General features: G+C 70.8%; 18 protein-coding genes. 10 read left to right on the top strand and 8 right to left on the bottom strand.

The genetic code is table 11. The features are described 5' to 3' along the window. Positions 1 to 24: 24 nt before the first annotated feature. Together AC07AL_RS32350 and AC07AL_RS32345 are read right to left on the bottom strand one after the other, a co-directional pair. A complete protein-coding gene (locus AC07AL_RS32350; RefSeq protein ID WP_478319154.1) occupies positions 25 to 2,214 on the bottom strand; it encodes a WD40 repeat domain-containing protein in 2,190 nt (729 codons plus the stop codon). A 276-nt stretch (positions 2,215 to 2,490) separates the two neighbouring features. After that, positions 2,491 to 3,171 (bottom strand): TetR/AcrR family transcriptional regulator, encoded by a 681-nt coding sequence (locus AC07AL_RS32345; RefSeq protein ID WP_478319153.1) that lies wholly within the window; start codon positions 3,169 to 3,171, stop codon positions 2,491 to 2,493. Between the two features lie 64 nt (positions 3,172 to 3,235). Here AC07AL_RS32345 and AC07AL_RS32340 point away from each other — a divergent pair, with 64 nt between their 5' ends. After that, positions 3,236 to 3,754, top strand: coding sequence for a GNAT family N-acetyltransferase (locus tag AC07AL_RS32340; RefSeq protein ID WP_363588941.1), 519 nt, complete (start codon positions 3,236 to 3,238; stop codon positions 3,752 to 3,754). Positions 3,755 to 3,785: 31 nt separating this feature from the next. On the opposite strand, the gene AC07AL_RS32335 is transcribed toward AC07AL_RS32340, so the two are convergent. From AC07AL_RS32335 to AC07AL_RS32325, 3 genes are all read right to left on the bottom strand, one after another. Further along, complete coding sequence (locus AC07AL_RS32335; protein WP_363588968.1) at positions 3,786 to 5,510, bottom strand: ABC transporter ATP-binding protein; 1,725 nt, start codon at positions 5,508 to 5,510, stop codon at positions 3,786 to 3,788. 189 nt (positions 5,511 to 5,699) lie between these two features. Next, positions 5,700 to 6,932 carry a cupin domain-containing protein gene (locus AC07AL_RS32330; protein ID WP_363588943.1) on the bottom strand — a complete coding sequence of 411 codons (1,233 nt, stop codon included), beginning with the start codon at positions 6,930 to 6,932 and terminating at the stop codon, positions 5,700 to 5,702. 165 nt (positions 6,933 to 7,097) lie between these two features. Continuing rightward, a complete protein-coding gene (locus tag AC07AL_RS32325; RefSeq protein ID WP_331742852.1) occupies positions 7,098 to 7,253 on the bottom strand; it encodes a hypothetical protein in 156 nt (51 codons plus the stop codon). Between the two features lie 708 nt (positions 7,254 to 7,961). Between AC07AL_RS32325 and AC07AL_RS32320 the strand changes: the two genes are divergently transcribed. Beyond that, a complete protein-coding gene (locus tag AC07AL_RS32320; RefSeq protein WP_363588945.1) occupies positions 7,962 to 8,195 on the top strand; it encodes a hypothetical protein in 234 nt (77 codons plus the stop codon). Further along, positions 8,192 to 8,914 carry a hypothetical protein gene (locus AC07AL_RS32315; RefSeq protein ID WP_363588947.1) on the top strand — a complete coding sequence of 241 codons (723 nt, stop codon included), beginning with the start codon at positions 8,192 to 8,194 and terminating at the stop codon, positions 8,912 to 8,914. The genes AC07AL_RS32320 and AC07AL_RS32315 overlap by 4 nt, the downstream gene beginning before the upstream one ends. Positions 8,915 to 9,126: 212 nt before the next feature. Here AC07AL_RS32315 and AC07AL_RS32310 read toward each other — a convergent pair whose 3' ends face one another. Beyond that, positions 9,127 to 9,417 (bottom strand): hypothetical protein, encoded by a 291-nt coding sequence (locus tag AC07AL_RS32310; RefSeq protein WP_400812494.1) that lies wholly within the window; start codon positions 9,415 to 9,417, stop codon positions 9,127 to 9,129. Positions 9,418 to 9,657: 240 nt separating this feature from the next. On the opposite strand from AC07AL_RS32310, the gene AC07AL_RS32305 reads away from it, so the two are divergent. After that, positions 9,658 to 10,137, top strand: coding sequence for a hypothetical protein (locus AC07AL_RS32305; protein ID WP_400812496.1), 480 nt, complete (start codon positions 9,658 to 9,660; stop codon positions 10,135 to 10,137). A 344-nt stretch (positions 10,138 to 10,481) separates the two neighbouring features. Here AC07AL_RS32305 and AC07AL_RS32300 read toward each other — a convergent pair whose 3' ends face one another. Next, on the bottom strand, positions 10,482 to 10,667 hold the full coding sequence (locus AC07AL_RS32300) for a hypothetical protein (protein WP_363588953.1): 186 nt from the start codon (positions 10,665 to 10,667) through the stop codon (positions 10,482 to 10,484). 133 nt (positions 10,668 to 10,800) lie between these two features. Between AC07AL_RS32300 and AC07AL_RS32295 the strand changes: the two genes are divergently transcribed. Next, positions 10,801 to 11,597 (top strand): IS5 family transposase gene (locus AC07AL_RS32295; RefSeq protein ID WP_400812503.1). Its coding sequence is split into 2 segments (ribosomal slippage): positions 10,801 to 11,137 and positions 11,137 to 11,597, totalling 798 coding nucleotides; the frame shifts between segments, so codons are not numbered across the junction. Between the two features lie 9 nt (positions 11,598 to 11,606). On the opposite strand, the gene AC07AL_RS32290 is transcribed toward AC07AL_RS32295, so the two are convergent. Beyond that, positions 11,607 to 11,966 carry a hypothetical protein gene (locus tag AC07AL_RS32290; RefSeq protein ID WP_363588955.1) on the bottom strand — a complete coding sequence of 120 codons (360 nt, stop codon included), beginning with the start codon at positions 11,964 to 11,966 and terminating at the stop codon, positions 11,607 to 11,609. A 130-nt stretch (positions 11,967 to 12,096) separates the two neighbouring features. Between AC07AL_RS32290 and AC07AL_RS32285 the strand changes: the two genes are divergently transcribed. From AC07AL_RS32285 to AC07AL_RS32265, 5 genes are all read left to right on the top strand, one after another. Then, positions 12,097 to 12,474 carry a hypothetical protein gene (locus tag AC07AL_RS32285; RefSeq protein ID WP_363588957.1) on the top strand — a complete coding sequence of 126 codons (378 nt, stop codon included), beginning with the start codon at positions 12,097 to 12,099 and terminating at the stop codon, positions 12,472 to 12,474. A 16-nt stretch (positions 12,475 to 12,490) separates the two neighbouring features. Continuing rightward, complete coding sequence (locus AC07AL_RS32280; protein ID WP_478319150.1) at positions 12,491 to 14,146, top strand: hypothetical protein; 1,656 nt, start codon at positions 12,491 to 12,493, stop codon at positions 14,144 to 14,146. An 86-nt stretch (positions 14,147 to 14,232) separates the two neighbouring features. Then, positions 14,233 to 14,430, top strand: coding sequence for a hypothetical protein (locus AC07AL_RS32275; RefSeq protein WP_363588963.1), 198 nt, complete (start codon positions 14,233 to 14,235; stop codon positions 14,428 to 14,430). Positions 14,431 to 14,860: 430 nt separating this feature from the next. Next, positions 14,861 to 15,043 carry a hypothetical protein gene (locus AC07AL_RS32270; protein ID WP_363588965.1) on the top strand — a complete coding sequence of 61 codons (183 nt, stop codon included), beginning with the start codon at positions 14,861 to 14,863 and terminating at the stop codon, positions 15,041 to 15,043. Between the two features lie 58 nt (positions 15,044 to 15,101). Further along, positions 15,102 to 16,433, top strand: coding sequence for a hypothetical protein (locus tag AC07AL_RS32265; RefSeq protein WP_363588966.1), 1,332 nt, complete (start codon positions 15,102 to 15,104; stop codon positions 16,431 to 16,433). Positions 16,434 to 16,549: the final 116 nt, after the last annotated feature.

The raw sequence follows: 16,549 nt of genomic DNA, 5'->3' as shown, positions 1-16,549 counted from the left end.
GCGAGACGTTCGTGCGGGGCCCGGTCAGCGGCGGGCCAACACCGCGACCTCCCAGCCGAAGCCCACCACCAACCGGCCATCCGGCACCACGGCCACCGTGTGGACCGGCAGCGGGAACACCAGCTCCGGCCCGACCTGGTCGCCGGTGGTCAGGTCCCAGGTCCGCACCGTGCCGTCGTCGCCGCCGGTGACCGCCAGGGAGTGGCCGTCTAGCACCGCCGTCGCCACCGCGTTCACGTCGCTGGTGTGGCCGGTGAGGGGTTGGCCGATCGGCTGGGCGGTGGTCAGGTCCCAGGTCCGCACGGAGCCGTCGTCGCCGCCGGTGACCGCCACGGGGCGGTCGCCGACCACCGCCGTCGCCACCGCCAGCACGCGGTCGGTGTGGCCGGTGAGGGGTTGGCCGATCGGCTGGACGGTGGTCAGGTCCCAGACCCGCACCGTGCCGTCGTCGCCGCCGGTGACCGCGACGGGGCGGCCGTCGACCACTGCCGTCGCCACCGCGTTCACTTCGCCGGTGTGGCCCGTCAGGGGCTCGCCGACCTGCTGACCCGCAGTCAGATCCCAGACCCGTACGTCATCCCAGCTGCCGGTGACCGCGACGGGGCGGCCGTCGACCACTGCCGTCGCCACCGCGTTCACCCCCTTCTCGTGGCCGGTGAGCGGCTCGCTGATCTGCTTACACGTGGTCAGGTCCCATACCTGCACGTGGCTGCCGGCGACCGCGACGGGACGGCCGTCGACCACCGCCGTCGCCACCGCCCCCACCCAGTCGTCCTGGCCGGTGAGGTGCAGGCCGAGCTGCCGGCCGGTGGTCAGGTCCCAGACCCGCACCGTGCCGTCGCCGCCGGTGATCGCCACGGGGCGGCCGTCGACCACTGTCGTCGCCACCGCGTTCACATCGCCGGTGTGGCCGGTGGGCGGCTCACCAACCTGGCCGCCCGAGGTCAGGTCCCACACCCGCACCATCCCGTCCTGACTGCCGGCGATCACGTGGGGACGGCCGTCCAGCACCGCGGTCGCCATCGCCCGGACCTTGTCGGTGTTGCCGTTCACCGGCTCGCCGATCTGCTTGCCGGTGGTCGGATCCCACACCTGGAGCGTCCAGTCCTCGCCTCCGCTGACGATGCAGGGGCGGCCGTCGATCGTTGTCGTGAGCACCGACAGCACCCAGCCGTCGTGACCGGTGAGAGGTCGGCCGATCTGCCGGCCGGTGGTCAGGTCCCATACCCGCACGGTCTCGTCCTCGCTGCCGGTGACCGCCAGGGGGCGGCCGTCGACCACCCCCGTCGCCACCGCTCGCACCGCCTCCTCGTGGCCGGTGAGCGGCTCGCCGATCTGCTCGCGCGTGGTCAGGTCCCATACCCGCACGGTCTCGTCGTGGCTGCCGGTGACCGCGACGGGACGGCCGTCGAGCACCGCCGTCGCCACCGCGCACACAGCATGGGTGTGGCCGGTGAGCGGCTCGCCGATCTGCTCGTGCGTGGTCAGGTCCCACACCCGCACGTCGCCGCTGCCGGTGACCGCGACGGGGCGGCCGTCGAGCACCGTCGTCGCCACCGCCGACACCGCAGCTGTGTGGCCGGTGAGGGGTCGGCCGATCTGCTCGCGCGTGGTCAGGTCCCATACCCGCACGGTCCGGTCACCACTGCCGATGAGCGCCACGGCGCGGCCGTCGACCACCGCCGTCGCCACCGAGCACACCTGGCCGGTGTGGCCGGCGAGAGGTTGGCCGATCTGTCGGCCGGTGGTCAGGTCCCATACCCGCACGCTCCGGTCAGTACCGCCGGTGACCGCGACGGGGCGGCCGTCGACCACCGCCGTCGCCACCGCCAGCAACGCGTCGGTGTGGGCGGTCGGAATACGACGCACGGACCGGTCGAGCTGGGAGCCGGTGGCCCACTCGACGCCCCACGGTGCGGCGGGTTCGTCCTCCACCGGTACCGCGGTGATCCGCGCCGACAGCTCCGGGTCCCCGTAACGGGCCGCGTCCAGCGCCAGCAGTTGCCGGCGTACCCCCGCGGTGACGTCACGATGCAGGTGTGTCGAGGCCCGGTACACCGACGCGGCCAATCGCGCCACCGGACCGGACGCCGCATCCAGCAACGCCAGTACCGATCCCGGGTCCGCGTTCACCAGGAACCCCGGATCGGCCAACCGCCCAACGGCCGCGGCGGATTCAGCACGCGGGTGGAAGTCCCGCAGATCGTCAGACATGAACGGCACAGTAGTCGTGCCCGGCAACCACGGCACCGCGGAAAGCGCGACCGCCAGACCCCCGCCTGCACATGGGCAGGGCACCGCCAGGACGCGGGCGCCGGCACACGAACACGAGGCGTCGCCCTTGTCCATGACGCAGGCCCCTGCCTGGACTCCGCCGGTGTCCTCTTCGGCCTGTCCGCGTGAGTGGCGACCAGGCGCCAGGTCCTCAGGCGCCGCTGGCAGGTGGCGAGCACCCGGCCTTCGGGTGCGGCGCGGGCTGACTGCCGGGCGTCAGCCGAGGGTGGCGTCGAGGAAGGCGTGCCAGGCGGCGTGGACGCGGCCGGCGTGGTTCCCGCCACCGTCGTTGCCGTCCTCGCTCCCGTCCTCGCTCCCGTCCTCGCTCCCGTCCTCGCTCCCGTCCTCGCTCCCGTCCTCGCTCCTGCCCCCGCTCCCGCCGCCGCCGTCGCCGTCGGCGAGGAGGTCCAGCAGCAGGCCGCGGAGGACGGCCAGCACCACGGTGGGATTCGCGCCGGTGCCGTCCAGGGCGCGTTCCAGGGGCGGCAGCCACTCGTCCAGCGAGACGGTGCCGAAGTCCAGCCAGGGCCCGGAGCCGCCGAAGGCGCGGACGTACCCCTCGAAGAACAGGCGTAGCGCGCCCCGGTGCTCGGGCTTCGTCAGCCACTCCCAGAGCAGTTCGAGGGTCTCGCGGGCGTCGCCGCCCTCGGTCTCGGAGCGCTCCAGCAGCGCGAGTTGCTCGGCCCGGCCGACCGCCAGGACCTCCCGGACCAACTGCTCCTTCGACCCGAACAGGTACAGCAGCACCCGAGGGCTGGAGCCGATCTCGGCCGCCAGCGGGCGCAGCGAGAGGTCGGACACGTTGTGCTCGGCGACGTAGCGGACGGTCGCGGCGAGGATCTCCTCGCGCCGCCGCGACGGGCGGGAGCGCGCATCTGCGGGGGTGGGGGTGGACACGTGGTCTATCGTTCCACTGAAACGACTGTTTCAGTGGAAGTGCCCTCCTGGAAGGGATGCCACCATGGCCGCCACCGCACCCGGATTCGCGACCGTCCGCGAGGCCGTCCGCCCCGGAGACCTCGGCACCGTCGCCGCCCTGCACGGTGTCCTCTACGCCCGCGAGTACGGCACGGACGAGACCATGGAGGCCTATGTCGCCGCCGGGATGGCCGAGTTGGTCCTCGCCCGGGCCCGCGAGGGCGGTGCGGCGCCCGGTCGTCTGTGGGTCGCCGAGCTCGACGGCCGCGTGGTCGGCGCCACCGGCCTCGTCCGGGCGGACGAACGCCCGGGCTGGGGCCAGCTGCGGTGGGTGCTCCTCGACCCGGTCGCCCGGGGCCGGGGCCTGGGCGGCCGGCTGCTGGAGACCGCCCTGGACGAGGCCCGCGCCCGTGCGTACGAGGGCGTGCTGCTCTGGACCATCGCGGGCCTCGACGCCGCCCACCACCTGTACGCGAAGGCCGGTTTCGAGCTCACCGTCTCCCGTTCCGCCCGCAAGTTCGGCCTGGACACGGTCGAGCAGCGGATGGACCTGCGGCTCTGAGCGGGCGTCTGGCGTAGGCGACTTCCGTCCTTCAGGGCTTCGGGCCGAGGGAGCCGCTCGCCCGGCAGAGCTCCGCGTACCGTCCGGCGCGGGCGAGAAGGTCCGCGTGCGTGCCCGACTCGACGACCCGGCCGCCGTCCAGAACGATGATCCGGTCGGCATGCCGGACCGTGGACAACCGGTGGGCGATCGTGATCGTGGTACGGCCCGCGGAGAGCGCCTCCAGTGCTCGCTGGACCGCCTTCTCGGTGATCGTGTCCAGTGCGCTGGTGGCCTCGTCCAGGACGAGGACCGGCGGATTCCTCAGCATGGTCCGGGCGATCGCCAGGCGCTGTTTCTCGCCGCCGGAGAACCGGTACCCGCGCTCGCCCACGATCGTCTCGTACCCCTTCGGCAGGCTCTCGATCAGTTCATGGATCTGAGCGGCTTCGGCGGCGGCCGCCAGCTCACTCGCGGTCGCTCCGGGCTTGGCGAACCGCAGGTTGTCGGCCACGGTCGTGTGGAAGAGGTGGGTGTCCTGCAGGACGATGCCGACCGTCTCGGCAAGGGTGGCGAAGCTGAGGTCACGGATGTCGACGCCGTCGATGGTGATCCGTCCGCCCGTGACGTCGTAGAGACGCGGAACCAGATGGCCGAGGGTGGTCTTGCCCGCGCCGGTGGCGCCGATGACCGCCAGCTTCTCACCGGCCGGCAGATCGAAGTCGACCCCCCGGAGGACGGGCCCCGAAGCCGGGTAGGAGAAGCTCACCTGCTCGAAGCGGACGTGTCCGTGGCGCCCGGTGAGCGGAACGGGATCCCTGGGCTCCGCGACGTCGACCTCGAGGTCCAGGTACTCGAAGACCCGGTCGAACAGGACCATGGAGCTCTGGATGCCGATGCCGGTCTGCAACAGGGTCATGACCGGCCCGAAGAGGCCCTGTTGGAGAGCGGTGAACGCGACGACGGTACCCACGGATATGGTCGGGCCACCGTACCCACCGACGATTCCGGCCGTCCAGTAGAACGCTATCGGCATCGCGGCCACGATGATCGAGATGATGGACTGGCGCCATCGTCCGGCCATCGAGGACCGGACGGTCAGATCGGCGAGGTCCCGCGACCGCCCAGCGAACTCCTTGACGAGCGTGTCGGTGCGCCCCATCGTGCGGCCCAACAGGAAGCCGCTGACCGACAGCGACTCCTCGATCAGGCTGAACATCACGGCGAGCAGGCTCTGTTGCTGCTCGACGATCCCGCGCCGCTCCGCGCCGACCCTGCGGCTGATCCCGACGAAGAACGGGAGCACCCCCAGGGACACCGCCGTCAACTGCCAGTTCAGGGAGAGCATCGCCAGCAACGTGGCCACCACCGTGGTGGCACTGGCGACGATCGTGGCGGCCGCGCCGGTCACCGTCGACTGCATGGCTCCGATGTCATTGGCGATCCGGGACTGCACCTCGCCCGTGCGGGTCGCCGTGAAGAAGGACAGGGACATCCGCTGCAGATGCGTGTAGACCGCGGTGCGCAGGTCGTCCATCACCCGCTGCCCTAGCGTGACCAACAGGTAGGCCTGGAGCACTCCGGCGGACGTGCTGGCCACCACCAGGGCGAGCATCCCGGCGGCCAGCCCGGTCAGCAGTCCGAGCCGGCCCTGGGGCAGCGCGACGTCGAAGATCTGCCGCAGCATGAACGGCGGTGCGATCGCGGCCAGCGATCCGGCCGCGACCAGCAGCAGCACGGCGCCGAGCCGGAGCCGGTGCGGCACGAACAGGCCCATGGCTCTGACCAGTGGAGCGTGCCGCCTGTTCTTCCGTTCTCCGGCCACGGGGCTCCTCCCTTCTCTCCGTCGGACGCGTCCGTCAGGTGCCCCGGCCCGCGGGCCGGGGCACCGGGAGGATCTGCGTGAGTCGTCATGCCGGACCGGCCGGCGCCGCCCGGCCCGGCCCGGCACCCGTCCGTCCGTCCGTCAGGACAGGGTGAGGAATCCTTCGCGGACCAGCGTGCGCACGAGCAGCAGGCAGCCCGGCTGGTCCAGGCCGCCGGGGATCGAGCCGGCGGTGAACCCCTGACCGTCGCTCTCCGTCACGAACCTGACTTCATCGGCCACGTGGACCGGCAGCTGGATGGTCTTGCTGTGGAACTCGAGCTCGACGACCTCCTCGCCGAGTGCCACGCTCCACCGCAGACCCGGACGACGCCGCACCCGGGTGTCGAGGTTCAGCCGCGGCAGGCTCTCCAGGTCGCCCAGGTGACCGCGGAGCGTCACCGGAGCGAGCGAGGTCGTCTGCTTCACGGCCCTGGCCGTCATCTCCTGGGGCGAGAGCCGGGCGGCGAGCGCATCGATCAGCTCGGCGAAGACGTCCTCGGCCTGCTCCTGGAGGTGCTTGTCGTTGGCGAATCCGATGGGCATGCTCCTGCGGAACCGCTCGTCCCCCTCGAAGACCTCCCGGACCGCGTCGCTGATCAGCGCGGGTATAAGGACCGGGTGGACACCGAAGGTGAGGTGCATCGACGCGGCGTCGTTGGACGTCGCGGCGTGGATGGTGCCACGGGGCAGGTAGAGGAGGCTGCCCGGCTGGAGGTCGAACTCCTCCTCGACCTCCGGCACCTCGCCGGAGTGGTCGTACCTCTGACCCTCCAACGGCAGCGCGTACGGTGCCCCGTACAGCCGCCAGCGCTTGCTGCCGTACGCCTGCATCACGATCACGTCGTGGCTGTCGTAGTGCGGGTCGAATCCGCGGGCCTGCCCGCCGGGGGTGAGGTACACGTTCACCTGGAACCTGGCGTTGACCTCGGCGCTCAGCATCGAGGTGAAGCGCGCCAACGGCTCCCAGCGGCGTTCGAGGGCGTTCAGGATGACGGTCGAGCCGGACCGGTACCGCTCGTACAGCGCCTCCAGCCGGCTGGCGGTCATGTTGCGGCCGGGGGCGCCCAGCTCGGACACCGGGGTCTCCTTGCCCTCGCGGATGACCCGGACGTTCCCGAAGTCCGGACCGGACTGGCCCAGCACCCGGTCCACGTCGTCGAGCGTCAGGAGATCCGCGAAGTGCTCGGGGTCGTTCCTCGGGATGTGCAGTGGCCGCCGCTCCCAGTACTCGTCGCGGAACGTCGGAAGGGAGACCGGGTGGAGAAGGCGGGAGAGGCCGAAGGAAGGCCCGTCTTCGGGCTCGGCCCCCACCCGGTCCGTCAGAGAAGTCATCGAGATCTCGTGTCTCCTAACAGAGGTCGGCCGGCTCTGCTGACGCGGTAACCGGCAGCCATGTCTTCCTTGGCGTTCTTGCTGTCCTTCGGGGAGGGGGCGCGCCGGGAGCGCGGCCCCTCCCCGGCCCGTGAGACTTCTCGGGCGGGCTCTGCTCAGGCGAGGTCAGTCGGTGTCGTCGATGAAAAAGTCCTTATGACCGGAGTCGTTGTTGTTGTTGTCGTCCGCGGGCCCGAAGCTGATGTCATCGGGCGTGATGGCCGTTTCCACGTCAGGAGCGCGCACGACGACGATGTCGGCCGGGTCGAGGCTGTGTGTCAAAGGAACTCCCTTCTGAGAGCCGGTGGAATCTCCAGCGTGGGATCCGCAGTGATTGTCCGTCTACAGGAGGGCGTGAAGGCCCAGGTGAGTGGCGGACAACCCGAGGTGGCCGCGGACAACAGAGGGGGAAGAGCGGGATCCGAGGTTGTCCGCGCCGAGCCCGGCCGGACTCCGGACGATCCTGCGAGCAGGCCGGTTGTCGTCCGCCCGGCTGTGCGCGGCGGAGCATCGGCGCGGTACGGGCGGGTCCGGATACGGAGCCTCTACCTACCGCGAACCCCGTCGGCACGGCGTTCGTCCGGGGGAGTCGTCCTCGCCCCGCGCCGGTGATCACCATCCTGCTGGTACGGGGCACCCCGCAGAATGGCTTCGCCCTGTCACCAACGGGACGGGCAGCTTGGTGTCCCGACTGGCCCTTGAGGGCCGCCAATGGGCAAGGTCGCGATCTACAACTGGCGTACTACGCCCGGCTTCCCGCGCGCCGTCCGGCCGAAGCGGTGATCGTGTTCCGGCCGGACGGCGTCCACCGCAGTGTGGCGGCAGCGGAGGCAGCGCGCTCCTGGGTGACGTCGTCTCGTCCGTGGCAGCCGGCCCCAGGGAGGAGATCGTCGCGCTGGTCCTGCCCCGCCGCCCGCGGTGGACGCCTCCTGGCCGGAGACGTCCACCGCGGCGGCGTCGGGTGCCGAACCCGTTTGACAGAGTGTGTTTGTGGCGATCCGTCAGTCGGTCGGCCGGAGTGCCGACACCGATTGTCCTTGCCCCCTACCCGGTGGGCGACGCTGTTCGGCCGCCAAGGGCATCATCGTCGGATCCGCCGGAGAGCCCGTCGCCTGCAAGTGGGGCACCGACACCGCCGCCGGCTGGAAGCCGACCTGCTACTCGGGGGTCTCCTACGCGCCGATCGGCGCCATCACCAACAAGTTCGGGATCTCACTCGCATGAGGCGTACCACCAGAACCCTGTTCACCGCCACCGCCACCGCGGTCGCCGTCGGCATCGGCGCCACCATCACCATGCTCGCCGCCGCCACCACCCACCCCGGCGACGACGAAATCCTCACCCTGGCCTCCCGCATGGGCGGCAACACTTACCACGTCTGCAACATCGGCCTCACCGCCGAAGGCCTGGACGCGGACATCATCGGCGACCACCAGAAGGCCAGCCGCGAACTCCAGAAAGCCACCGGACGCCACGTCACCCTCCACACCTGTCACCTCGATCCCGGCATCGAACAAGGCAACCGTGCGCACCCCGGAGCCGACCGCTACGCCCGCACCGTCCGGGGCGACGGTTTCGCCGTCTACATGGTCGACCAGATGCCCGACCACCGGGTGCGCGCGGGCGTCATCGGCGACCAGGCCAGGGCCCAGCATGCCTTCGAGGAGGCCTTCCCTGGCCAGATCGTCGTCCACAACACCCACCAGCCGCTCACCCTGCCCGACCCGCCCCCCGTTGTGCCTTTCGGCGACTTCGTCCGGCAACTCGCCCACGAGCACCACCAGACCGGCCCGGCTCCGTCTGTCACCGTCGACGAGGAGCACCAAGTCGTCTCCGTCACCTGGTCCGGGCCGATGCCCCCCGACGTCCTGCAGATCCTGCGCCGGGCGCCGCAGGACGTCACGGTGTTCGTCAACGGCGTCGCGGTGACGAAGGTCCCGTAAGGCTGAGCTGGACTGCAGCCGCGGCCCGGAGAAGACCCGGGTCTACGGCGGCCTGCGTGTCGTCGACGGACAACAGGTCACCATGACCGTCTCTTCCCGGAACAGTGTCTTCTACCAGTAGTTCCTCCAGCGCCACCGCGAACTTGACCACCGCCTCGTCCTCCGCGGCTGGCATTTCATCGAGCACGCCTACCATGACGCCCTGCGCGGCATCACCAGGCCCGCTCTGCGCACCCGCGCCGTGCGCTACGACCTTGACCGGACCGCAGCAGTCCCTGCTGCGGCTCCCACCTCGACCTCGCGCGCTGCGGCGGCTCGGCGGTGAGCAGCTCGGCGGTGGCCGGGTTCTCCTCGGCGGTCAGCCACAGGTCCGCCACCGCGCCGCGAACCCCGGCCGCCGCCACGCCGGCCAGGACCACCAGCAGCTGCGGGAACGATCGCCAGCGCCGCTCCCACGCCAGGCCCAGGCCGTCCGGGCCCGCCTGCTCCCTCCGCGTTGCCAAGGTCGAGCGCTCCTACGGCTTCACCCGCCCCGCCGGGGCGTAGGGCTACACGACGGGCGGGTGGCCGGGATCCCAACTCCCGTCATCCGTCCGCCAGCGGAGTGGTAAATCCCTCTCAACTAGCGGCCCAATTAAGGGCTTTGGCCTGAACGTGCCTACGTCGCCTCCTCGGCGCCTGCCTACGCTCCCCTCGAACCCCGGCCGCTCCGGCCGTGGGACCGACTCCAGGGGGAACACCCAATGCGTATTCGCCACGCCGTCGCCACGGTCACCCTCGCGACGACCGTCGCGCTCACGATGAGCACCGACGCCTCGGCCGCCCCGGCTCCGCGTCTCGCCTGCGGGGTGAGCGACCAAGGCCTCCCGGGCAACATCTACAACAATGGCGTCTACGTCGGCCAGGTCGAGCAGCAGTACGACAGCTGTAGCCGGACGGCGATCGCCCACTTTCAGTGGTCCGGCGGCTTCCAGGGAAACGGCTCCCAGGTCAAGGTGTACCTGATGGCGAGCAACGGCTACACCGGTCAGGCGACCATCGGGGACCAGAGCAGCAAGGACGTCTACGGCTACGTCAACATCCACGCCACTTCCCCGGACATCTGGACGGCCATCGCGTCGCTCGACCAGATCTGCCCCGCCTACAGCACCCAGCACGACTACTCCAACGGCGCCTCCCTGGCGGGCCCACAGGACAGCAACTGCAGCATCCCCAACCCGTAGCCCGTAGCCAGTAGTCCGCAGTCCACGCTCCCGGGTTTCCCGGCCGGGAAACCCGGGAGCGCGTCGGCACGCGGCGTGGCAGGGTGAGCCCATGACCTCCCTCAGAAAGGGCGATGCCGCGTAGGCCGCCCGGCGTCCTGCGCGCCCAGACGCGGTACGCCCGGGGCTCGCAGCCCCGACCGTTCAGCCAGATCCGGGGCGGGAACTCGGTCCTTACGGGATCACGGTGAGCGTGTGCTCCCAGGCGACATCCAGGTCGACGTCGAGACCACGCTCGCACCGCCGTGGGTACTGGCTTGGCCCGACCGCCGGTCTCAACCGTCCTCCCGCTCAGGTTCAGCGGCCTACTCGCTGGCGTCTCCAGATGCCTGGAGGAGCCCGCGGAACTGGCTGTGCCCTCGGGTCGCTGCGCGGTTGATGATCTCTTCCGCCAACTGGGCCCACTTCGGATCGGCCAGACCGGTGCGCAGCAGAGTGCGGATGTCGGCTTCCCGGTAGCGGGGCGTCTGGTCGTAGGGGCCGAGGGTCATGATCCAGTCTTTGAGGAGGAGCAGGACCTGCTCGGTGTGGGCGTCGGCGGCGCGAGTGAGGTAGGTGAACGTCGTGGAGTCGGTGCGCAGTTAGAAGTGATCTCATTTGGCCTTGTAGGCTGCTCGCGTGACGATCGTGGAGCGCTTGGTGCCGGATGAGCTGTGGGAGCTGTTCCAGTTGGTGGTGCCGGCGGCGCCGAGTCGGCCGCAGGGCGGTGGCCGACGCCGATACGGGGACCGCGAAGTGCTGGCGGCGATCGTGTTCGTGGCCACCTCGGGATGCACCTGGGCGCAACTGCCGCCCTGCTTCGGTCCGTCCGGGCCCACCGCCCATCGCCGCTTCACCGAGTGGAGCAGGGCTCGAGTGTGGGCCAAGCTCCACCGGGTCGCCCTGGACGAGCTCGGCGCGCGGGGCGACTTGGACTGGTCGCGGTGCGCCATCGACTCGGTGAACATGCGGGCTCTGAAAAAGGGGAGTTGACGGGTCCGAATCCTGTCGATCGGGGCAAGTACGGGTCGAAGATCCACTTGCTGACGGAACGTACCGGTTTGCCTCTGTCGCTGGCGATCTCCGGAGCCAACGTCCATGACAGCCAGGCCCTGATCCCGCTCGTCGATGCGATCCCGCCGATCCGCTCGCGGCGCGGACCGAGGCGACGCAGGCCCGGCAAGCCGCACGGCGACAAAGCCTATGACCACCGCTTCATCCGCTCCTACCTGCGACGACGCCAGATCCCCGCCCGCATCGCCCGCCGAGGCGTCGAGTCCTCCCAAAGCCTCGGCCGCCACCGTTGGGTCATCGAGCGCACCGTCGCCTGGCTCGGCGGCTTCCGTCGACTGCACCGCCGCTACGAACGCAAGGCCGACCACTTCGCCGCCTTCGCCAGCATCGCCGCAGCCCTCATTTGCCTCCGGAGGATCCCCAAATGAGATGACTTCTTAGCCGCTGGCGTCCAGCAGGACGTGGAACTGCTGGAGGATCCACTCGTCTGGGAAGCGGCCGCTGGCGGCTAGGGCCGGGAGGGTGTCGATCAGCTCGGTGCGCCCGTCCGGCTCGGTCGCGCTCGTCACGGCGGCCAGACGCCAGGTCCACCACGCCTGCACGCGCGGCAGGGCCTCGTCGGAAAGGCCGGGCCCGCCGGTGCCGAGGAGGGTGGCGAGCTGCTTGAGGACGCTCGTGCTGGAGCCGCGGTAGTAGTCCGGGATTGGGGAGTCGTCGCCGTCTAGGGAGAAGCGACCGCCGAGGTGCAGGCCTAGTGGAGTACGAGCGGGTTCCCGCTGGCTGCTCGCGAGCACCATCGCGGCATCTCAGCAGGTAGGAGCGGGGTTACCGGGGCGTCGCTCGATCGTGTGAGATTCCAGCGGTAACTCGCAGAATCTGTCAGTGTGTCCCGTAATTTGCTGGCTCGTGGCAGATTCCGAAACTCGCGTGCTGACGCTCGTGCGGCCCGCCCCGGACTCGGCCGTCCCGGTCGACCCGGCGGCGGTCTCGGTCGAGTCCGGCCTGGCGGACGTTGTCACGCTCCAGCGGCGGCGCCAGGCCCGGATCTCGGTGCAGGACGAGGAGAGCTTCTTCCTCGACACCCTGTCCGAGTACCAGTGGGCACGCGACGCGGCCGGCCTGGAGCCGAAGACCCTGGACGGGCTGATCAAGCCGGTGATCGAGGTCTGCGAGTACTACGGCACGGTGCCATGGCAGCTCTCATCCCTGGGCCCTGGGCGTCCCGGGTGCCCGGCCGCGCCCGCTCCAGCTCATCGTCGGCACACACCGCTACGCGGCCCAGGCCCGCAAGATCGTGCGCTTTGAGGGCGGCGGGCGCTGGGTGAACTCCGGGTGGAAGCGCAAGCTGAACAGGCAGCGCACGGTCGGGCCCGACCAGTCGGCCGTGCTGGAGCCGCAGGCGTGGGGCCAGATTCCCCTGTTCACCATGGCGCGCACCCTCACTCGCGATACGGCCCGCGCCATCGCCGTCCGGCAGTTGTCCGGCTGGGACCGGGCCGAACCGGCGCTGCTGGCGTTGGTGGCCGAGCGCCGCATGAGCAACGCCTGGCGCTGCCAGGTCGCCGAGATGGTCCGGCTCGCCCTGGCGGTGCGCGAGGCCGAAGGCGCCAAGCCCACCTCAGGGCGGCTGCTGAGGGAGCTGCCGAAGTTCGCCGACGTGGTCTGCCTGGTCCTCCTGGGCGCCGGCCTGCTGGCCGACGAGTCCCTTCCCGACCCGCGGCTCGCACCGCGCTCGTGCCGCGACTGCAACACCTGGATGCCCGGGGGCGAGCACGCGGCATTTCGCTGCGACCCGTGCCGGAACTGGAGCAGACGCCGCCACCGGCAGCCGGGACAGTGCGCGCGCTGCCGCCGAGAAGGGCTTGCGCTGGGCGCCGGCCACTGCCGCGCCTGCCACCCTCACCGCGACGACCTGAGCGTGCCTGCCGCCACGCAGTTGGTGATCCACCTGCCTACCGGCCCGGGCGGACCGGGCCCGCAGCCGAAGGCCGGCGAGCACTGGCCGGTGCCCGTGGACGCGACGCCCGCGACGACGCTCTGCCGGGGGCAGGAGGCCCTGTTCACGATGCGCCGCGACTGGTCCCCGGTGCTGGCCCGGCTGCGCAGTCGGCCCTGGGGCGAACTGCCGCTGACCGGTGCGGCCACCGCGCTGGTGGAGGACTTCGCCGAGCTTCGCCGCGACCAGAAGGAGTCGGGCTTCCGCAAGAACATCCGCACCCTCACGATCCTGGCCTACTGGCTCGGAGTCGAGAACGCCTTCCACGAGCGGGACGTCCACGACCTGGCCCGCCTGGACGAGCACCTCGCGGCCAAGCCCGTCTGCCAGTTCCTGCGCGCTCGCGGCCTGCTCGTCGACGATCCCGGGATGCACCGCGACCGCGACCTGGTCTGGATCGAGAGGGTGCTGGCCACACTGCCGCGACCCGTCGCTGAGGAGGTCGGCGCATGGGCGCAGGTGCTGCGCGGCCGGGGTCCCCGGGAGAACGAACCGCGTAGCTGGGAGAGCATCCGCAGCTACCTGGGCTACCTGCGGCCGGTCCTCACCGCGTGGACGGCGGGCGGCATGACGACCCTTCGGGAAGTCACCGCGGACCACCTCCAGGACGCGCTGGACAGCCTCGGCGGTACCGCCCGACGCCAGCTCGCCATCGCACTGCGCAGCCTGTTCCGGGCGCTCAAGTGCGAGCGATTGGTCTTCCGCGACCTGGCCCGCCACCTGCCCGTGGGCGACGTGACCGGCCTTCCACGTCCGGTCCCCTCCGACCTGCTGGCTGGCGTGCTCGACCAGGCCGCCACCCCGTTCGCACGCCTCGCCATCGCCCTGGCCGCCATCCACGCAGTCCCCGCCTCAGAGATCCGCACCGCACTCACCGCCGACCTCAACCTCGCCCGCAGCACCCTCGAACTGCGCCGCGGCCTGCGGCGGCACACCCTCTACCTGGAGGGGCTCACCACCGCCTTGCCGCCGACTGGCTGACCTACCGCCACCAGCGCTGGCCCACCAGCGTCAATCCCCACCTGCTGGTCACCCAGAAGACCGCCCTCGATCCGGACCACCCGGCCGTGCACCGGATCACCATGCAGGGGGTCCTGCCCAAGGGGCAGACCCTCGACAGGCTCCGGCAGGACCGGATCCTCGACGAAGCCTTCGCCACCGGCGACCCGCTCAAGCTCATGCGGCTCTTCGGCATCACCGAAGACACCGCCATGCGCTACGTCGGAACCGCTTACCCGGAGCGCACCGCGAAGCTGCCCCGGTAGCTGGCCAGGCCCTCCACCCGCTTCGTCGGCTTCCGTCTCAAGTCCACCACGGTGGACTTGAGACGGCGTGGAGGACCAGATCGGGGCCCTGGGCCTGATCCTCCACGCCCTTGTGCTGTTCAACGCCCGACGGCCTCTGCGCGACCCGTACGACACTGGCGAGTGACAGCCCGCCCTCTAGGAGCTGTCCGGCCGATCATTGATGGCGTGCTCTGGCTGCTGCTTGGGGCGCCTGTGGCGGCGGCCTGAAGCCGATTGCCAGAGATCTGCTGCTGCGCGACCATCGTCGGATGGATACGGATGAGGTTCGGAAGCTGATTCGGGTTGTGCAGACGTGTTCTGTGGCTTTGTACGTGAGTACCGAGTTTTGAGAGCACTCGGGTGCTTGCCTCGGGGCCATGGTTGTGCTCTGCACGACGAGGGGTCCCTGGTGCTGCCGAAGTCCAAGGTCGATCTGTACGCGGCGATCCGCCGTGATGCTCGCGCGGGCCTGTCCGGCCGCGCGTTGCAGCGCAAGTACCGCGTCGGGTTCCTGGGTACGCCGCCCCCAGCGGCGGCGGGCCGGGAGACGGCCGGTGGCCGACTCGCACATGGCCTGTTCTTCCCTTCCTGAAGGGCGGGAGGGAGGGCCTAGGGTCAGGTGACGGTTCTGAGCGAGGAGAGAGGTCCGTGTGACCACCCAACGCTACGGTGATCTAGAACTGCGCTTCACTCCGGACATCCGCCGGGTCTGGCCCAACGTCATGCCTGGCGTCCGGCACGACTCCGCGATCTACGCCGCGAACGAGCCCATGCGCGACGGCTGGGGTCGCGCTGCGCACCACTTCGGGCCGCCCCTCACCGCCGGCGGCCTCCCCCGGGACGGTGCCGCACTGCTCCTGCGGGACCTTTCGGCGGACCGGAGCATGCTCCGGCCACCCGTGCGCTACGACCGGATCGGCGACCTGCCCCAGGATGTCTCCGTCGGGATCTGGCGGCCCGTCCCCCCGGACGGCTACATCGCCCTCGGCGACATCGTCGCCACCAACGCTCCACATCCCGATTTTGGTTCTTTCCCGGTGGTGTGCGTCAAACGGGAGCACAACGGGCGCTTGTACGTCCGACGGGGCGAGTTCGGCGACAGGTTGCTGGAGAGCGGGAACATGCGGCTGTGGTCGGTCGTGGCGCCACAGCAGTCGAACCAGGACACCGAGGAGCGGCTGTTGGTGCCGCCTGGGGGATTCACGGCGGTGTTCACGGCCGACCGGCCGTCGTCGACGCCGACCGGTTGGGTGCTGGACCTGCCGGCGGTCGTGGAGAGGCGTCCCGGGCCGGGTGTGCCACGCCTGACCTCGTTCGACCGGCCGCCCGCGCAGACGACGGTGACCGACCGCACGGTCACCGTGCCGTACTTCATGGTCGAGGACCCGGTCCGCGACGCGCACTGGCAGATCCGCAACTCGCCGTTCTACCGGATCCGCCGCCTCCGGCGCTTCGACGTCGCCCTGTTCCGCGACAACCGCAACGGGACGGTGCAGCAGGAGCAGTCGGAGGCCGTCACCACCGGTGTCAGCCGGGAGGACAGCACCGCCTTCAACGTCACCACCGGCATCAGCGTTGGCGTGGCGGTCGGCATCGAGGTGTCCGCGAAGCCCTTCGGCATGGGCGTCTCCGGAACCACCACGTACTCGGTGTCGGCGACCGTCGAACTGGGCTACGAGAGGCGCCGGAGCGTGACCGTGATGAACGAGGTGACCAGGACGTACGGGCTGGCCGTGCCGCCGCGCAGTTCCGGTTGCCTGTGGATGGAGCACCACCAACTCGTCCCGGTCCGCGCGGACGGCACCGAACTCGGCCCCCGGGCCTCGCTCGGCTTCCGCACCGACCACTACGTGACCGGCGAGTTCCCCGGCGGGGCCGGCGTGCGCGCCTTCACCGAGGAGGACGGAGGCGAACGGACACCACTGCCCGACAGCATCCCGCCCACCGTCATCACCACGGCCACGGAGGACGATCCGTCCTGACTGGGGTGGGGGGGGGGGGGGGGGGGGGGGGGGGGGGGGGGGGGGGGGGGGGCGGGGTGGGGGGGGGGGGGGCGGGGGGACGGCTCCTCGCCGACTCCCGCTGTGCCTCCCACCCC

The organism is Kitasatospora sp. NPDC043949 (assembly GCF_056435365.1).
This window is presented reverse-complemented; position numbering and strand designations above follow the sequence as displayed.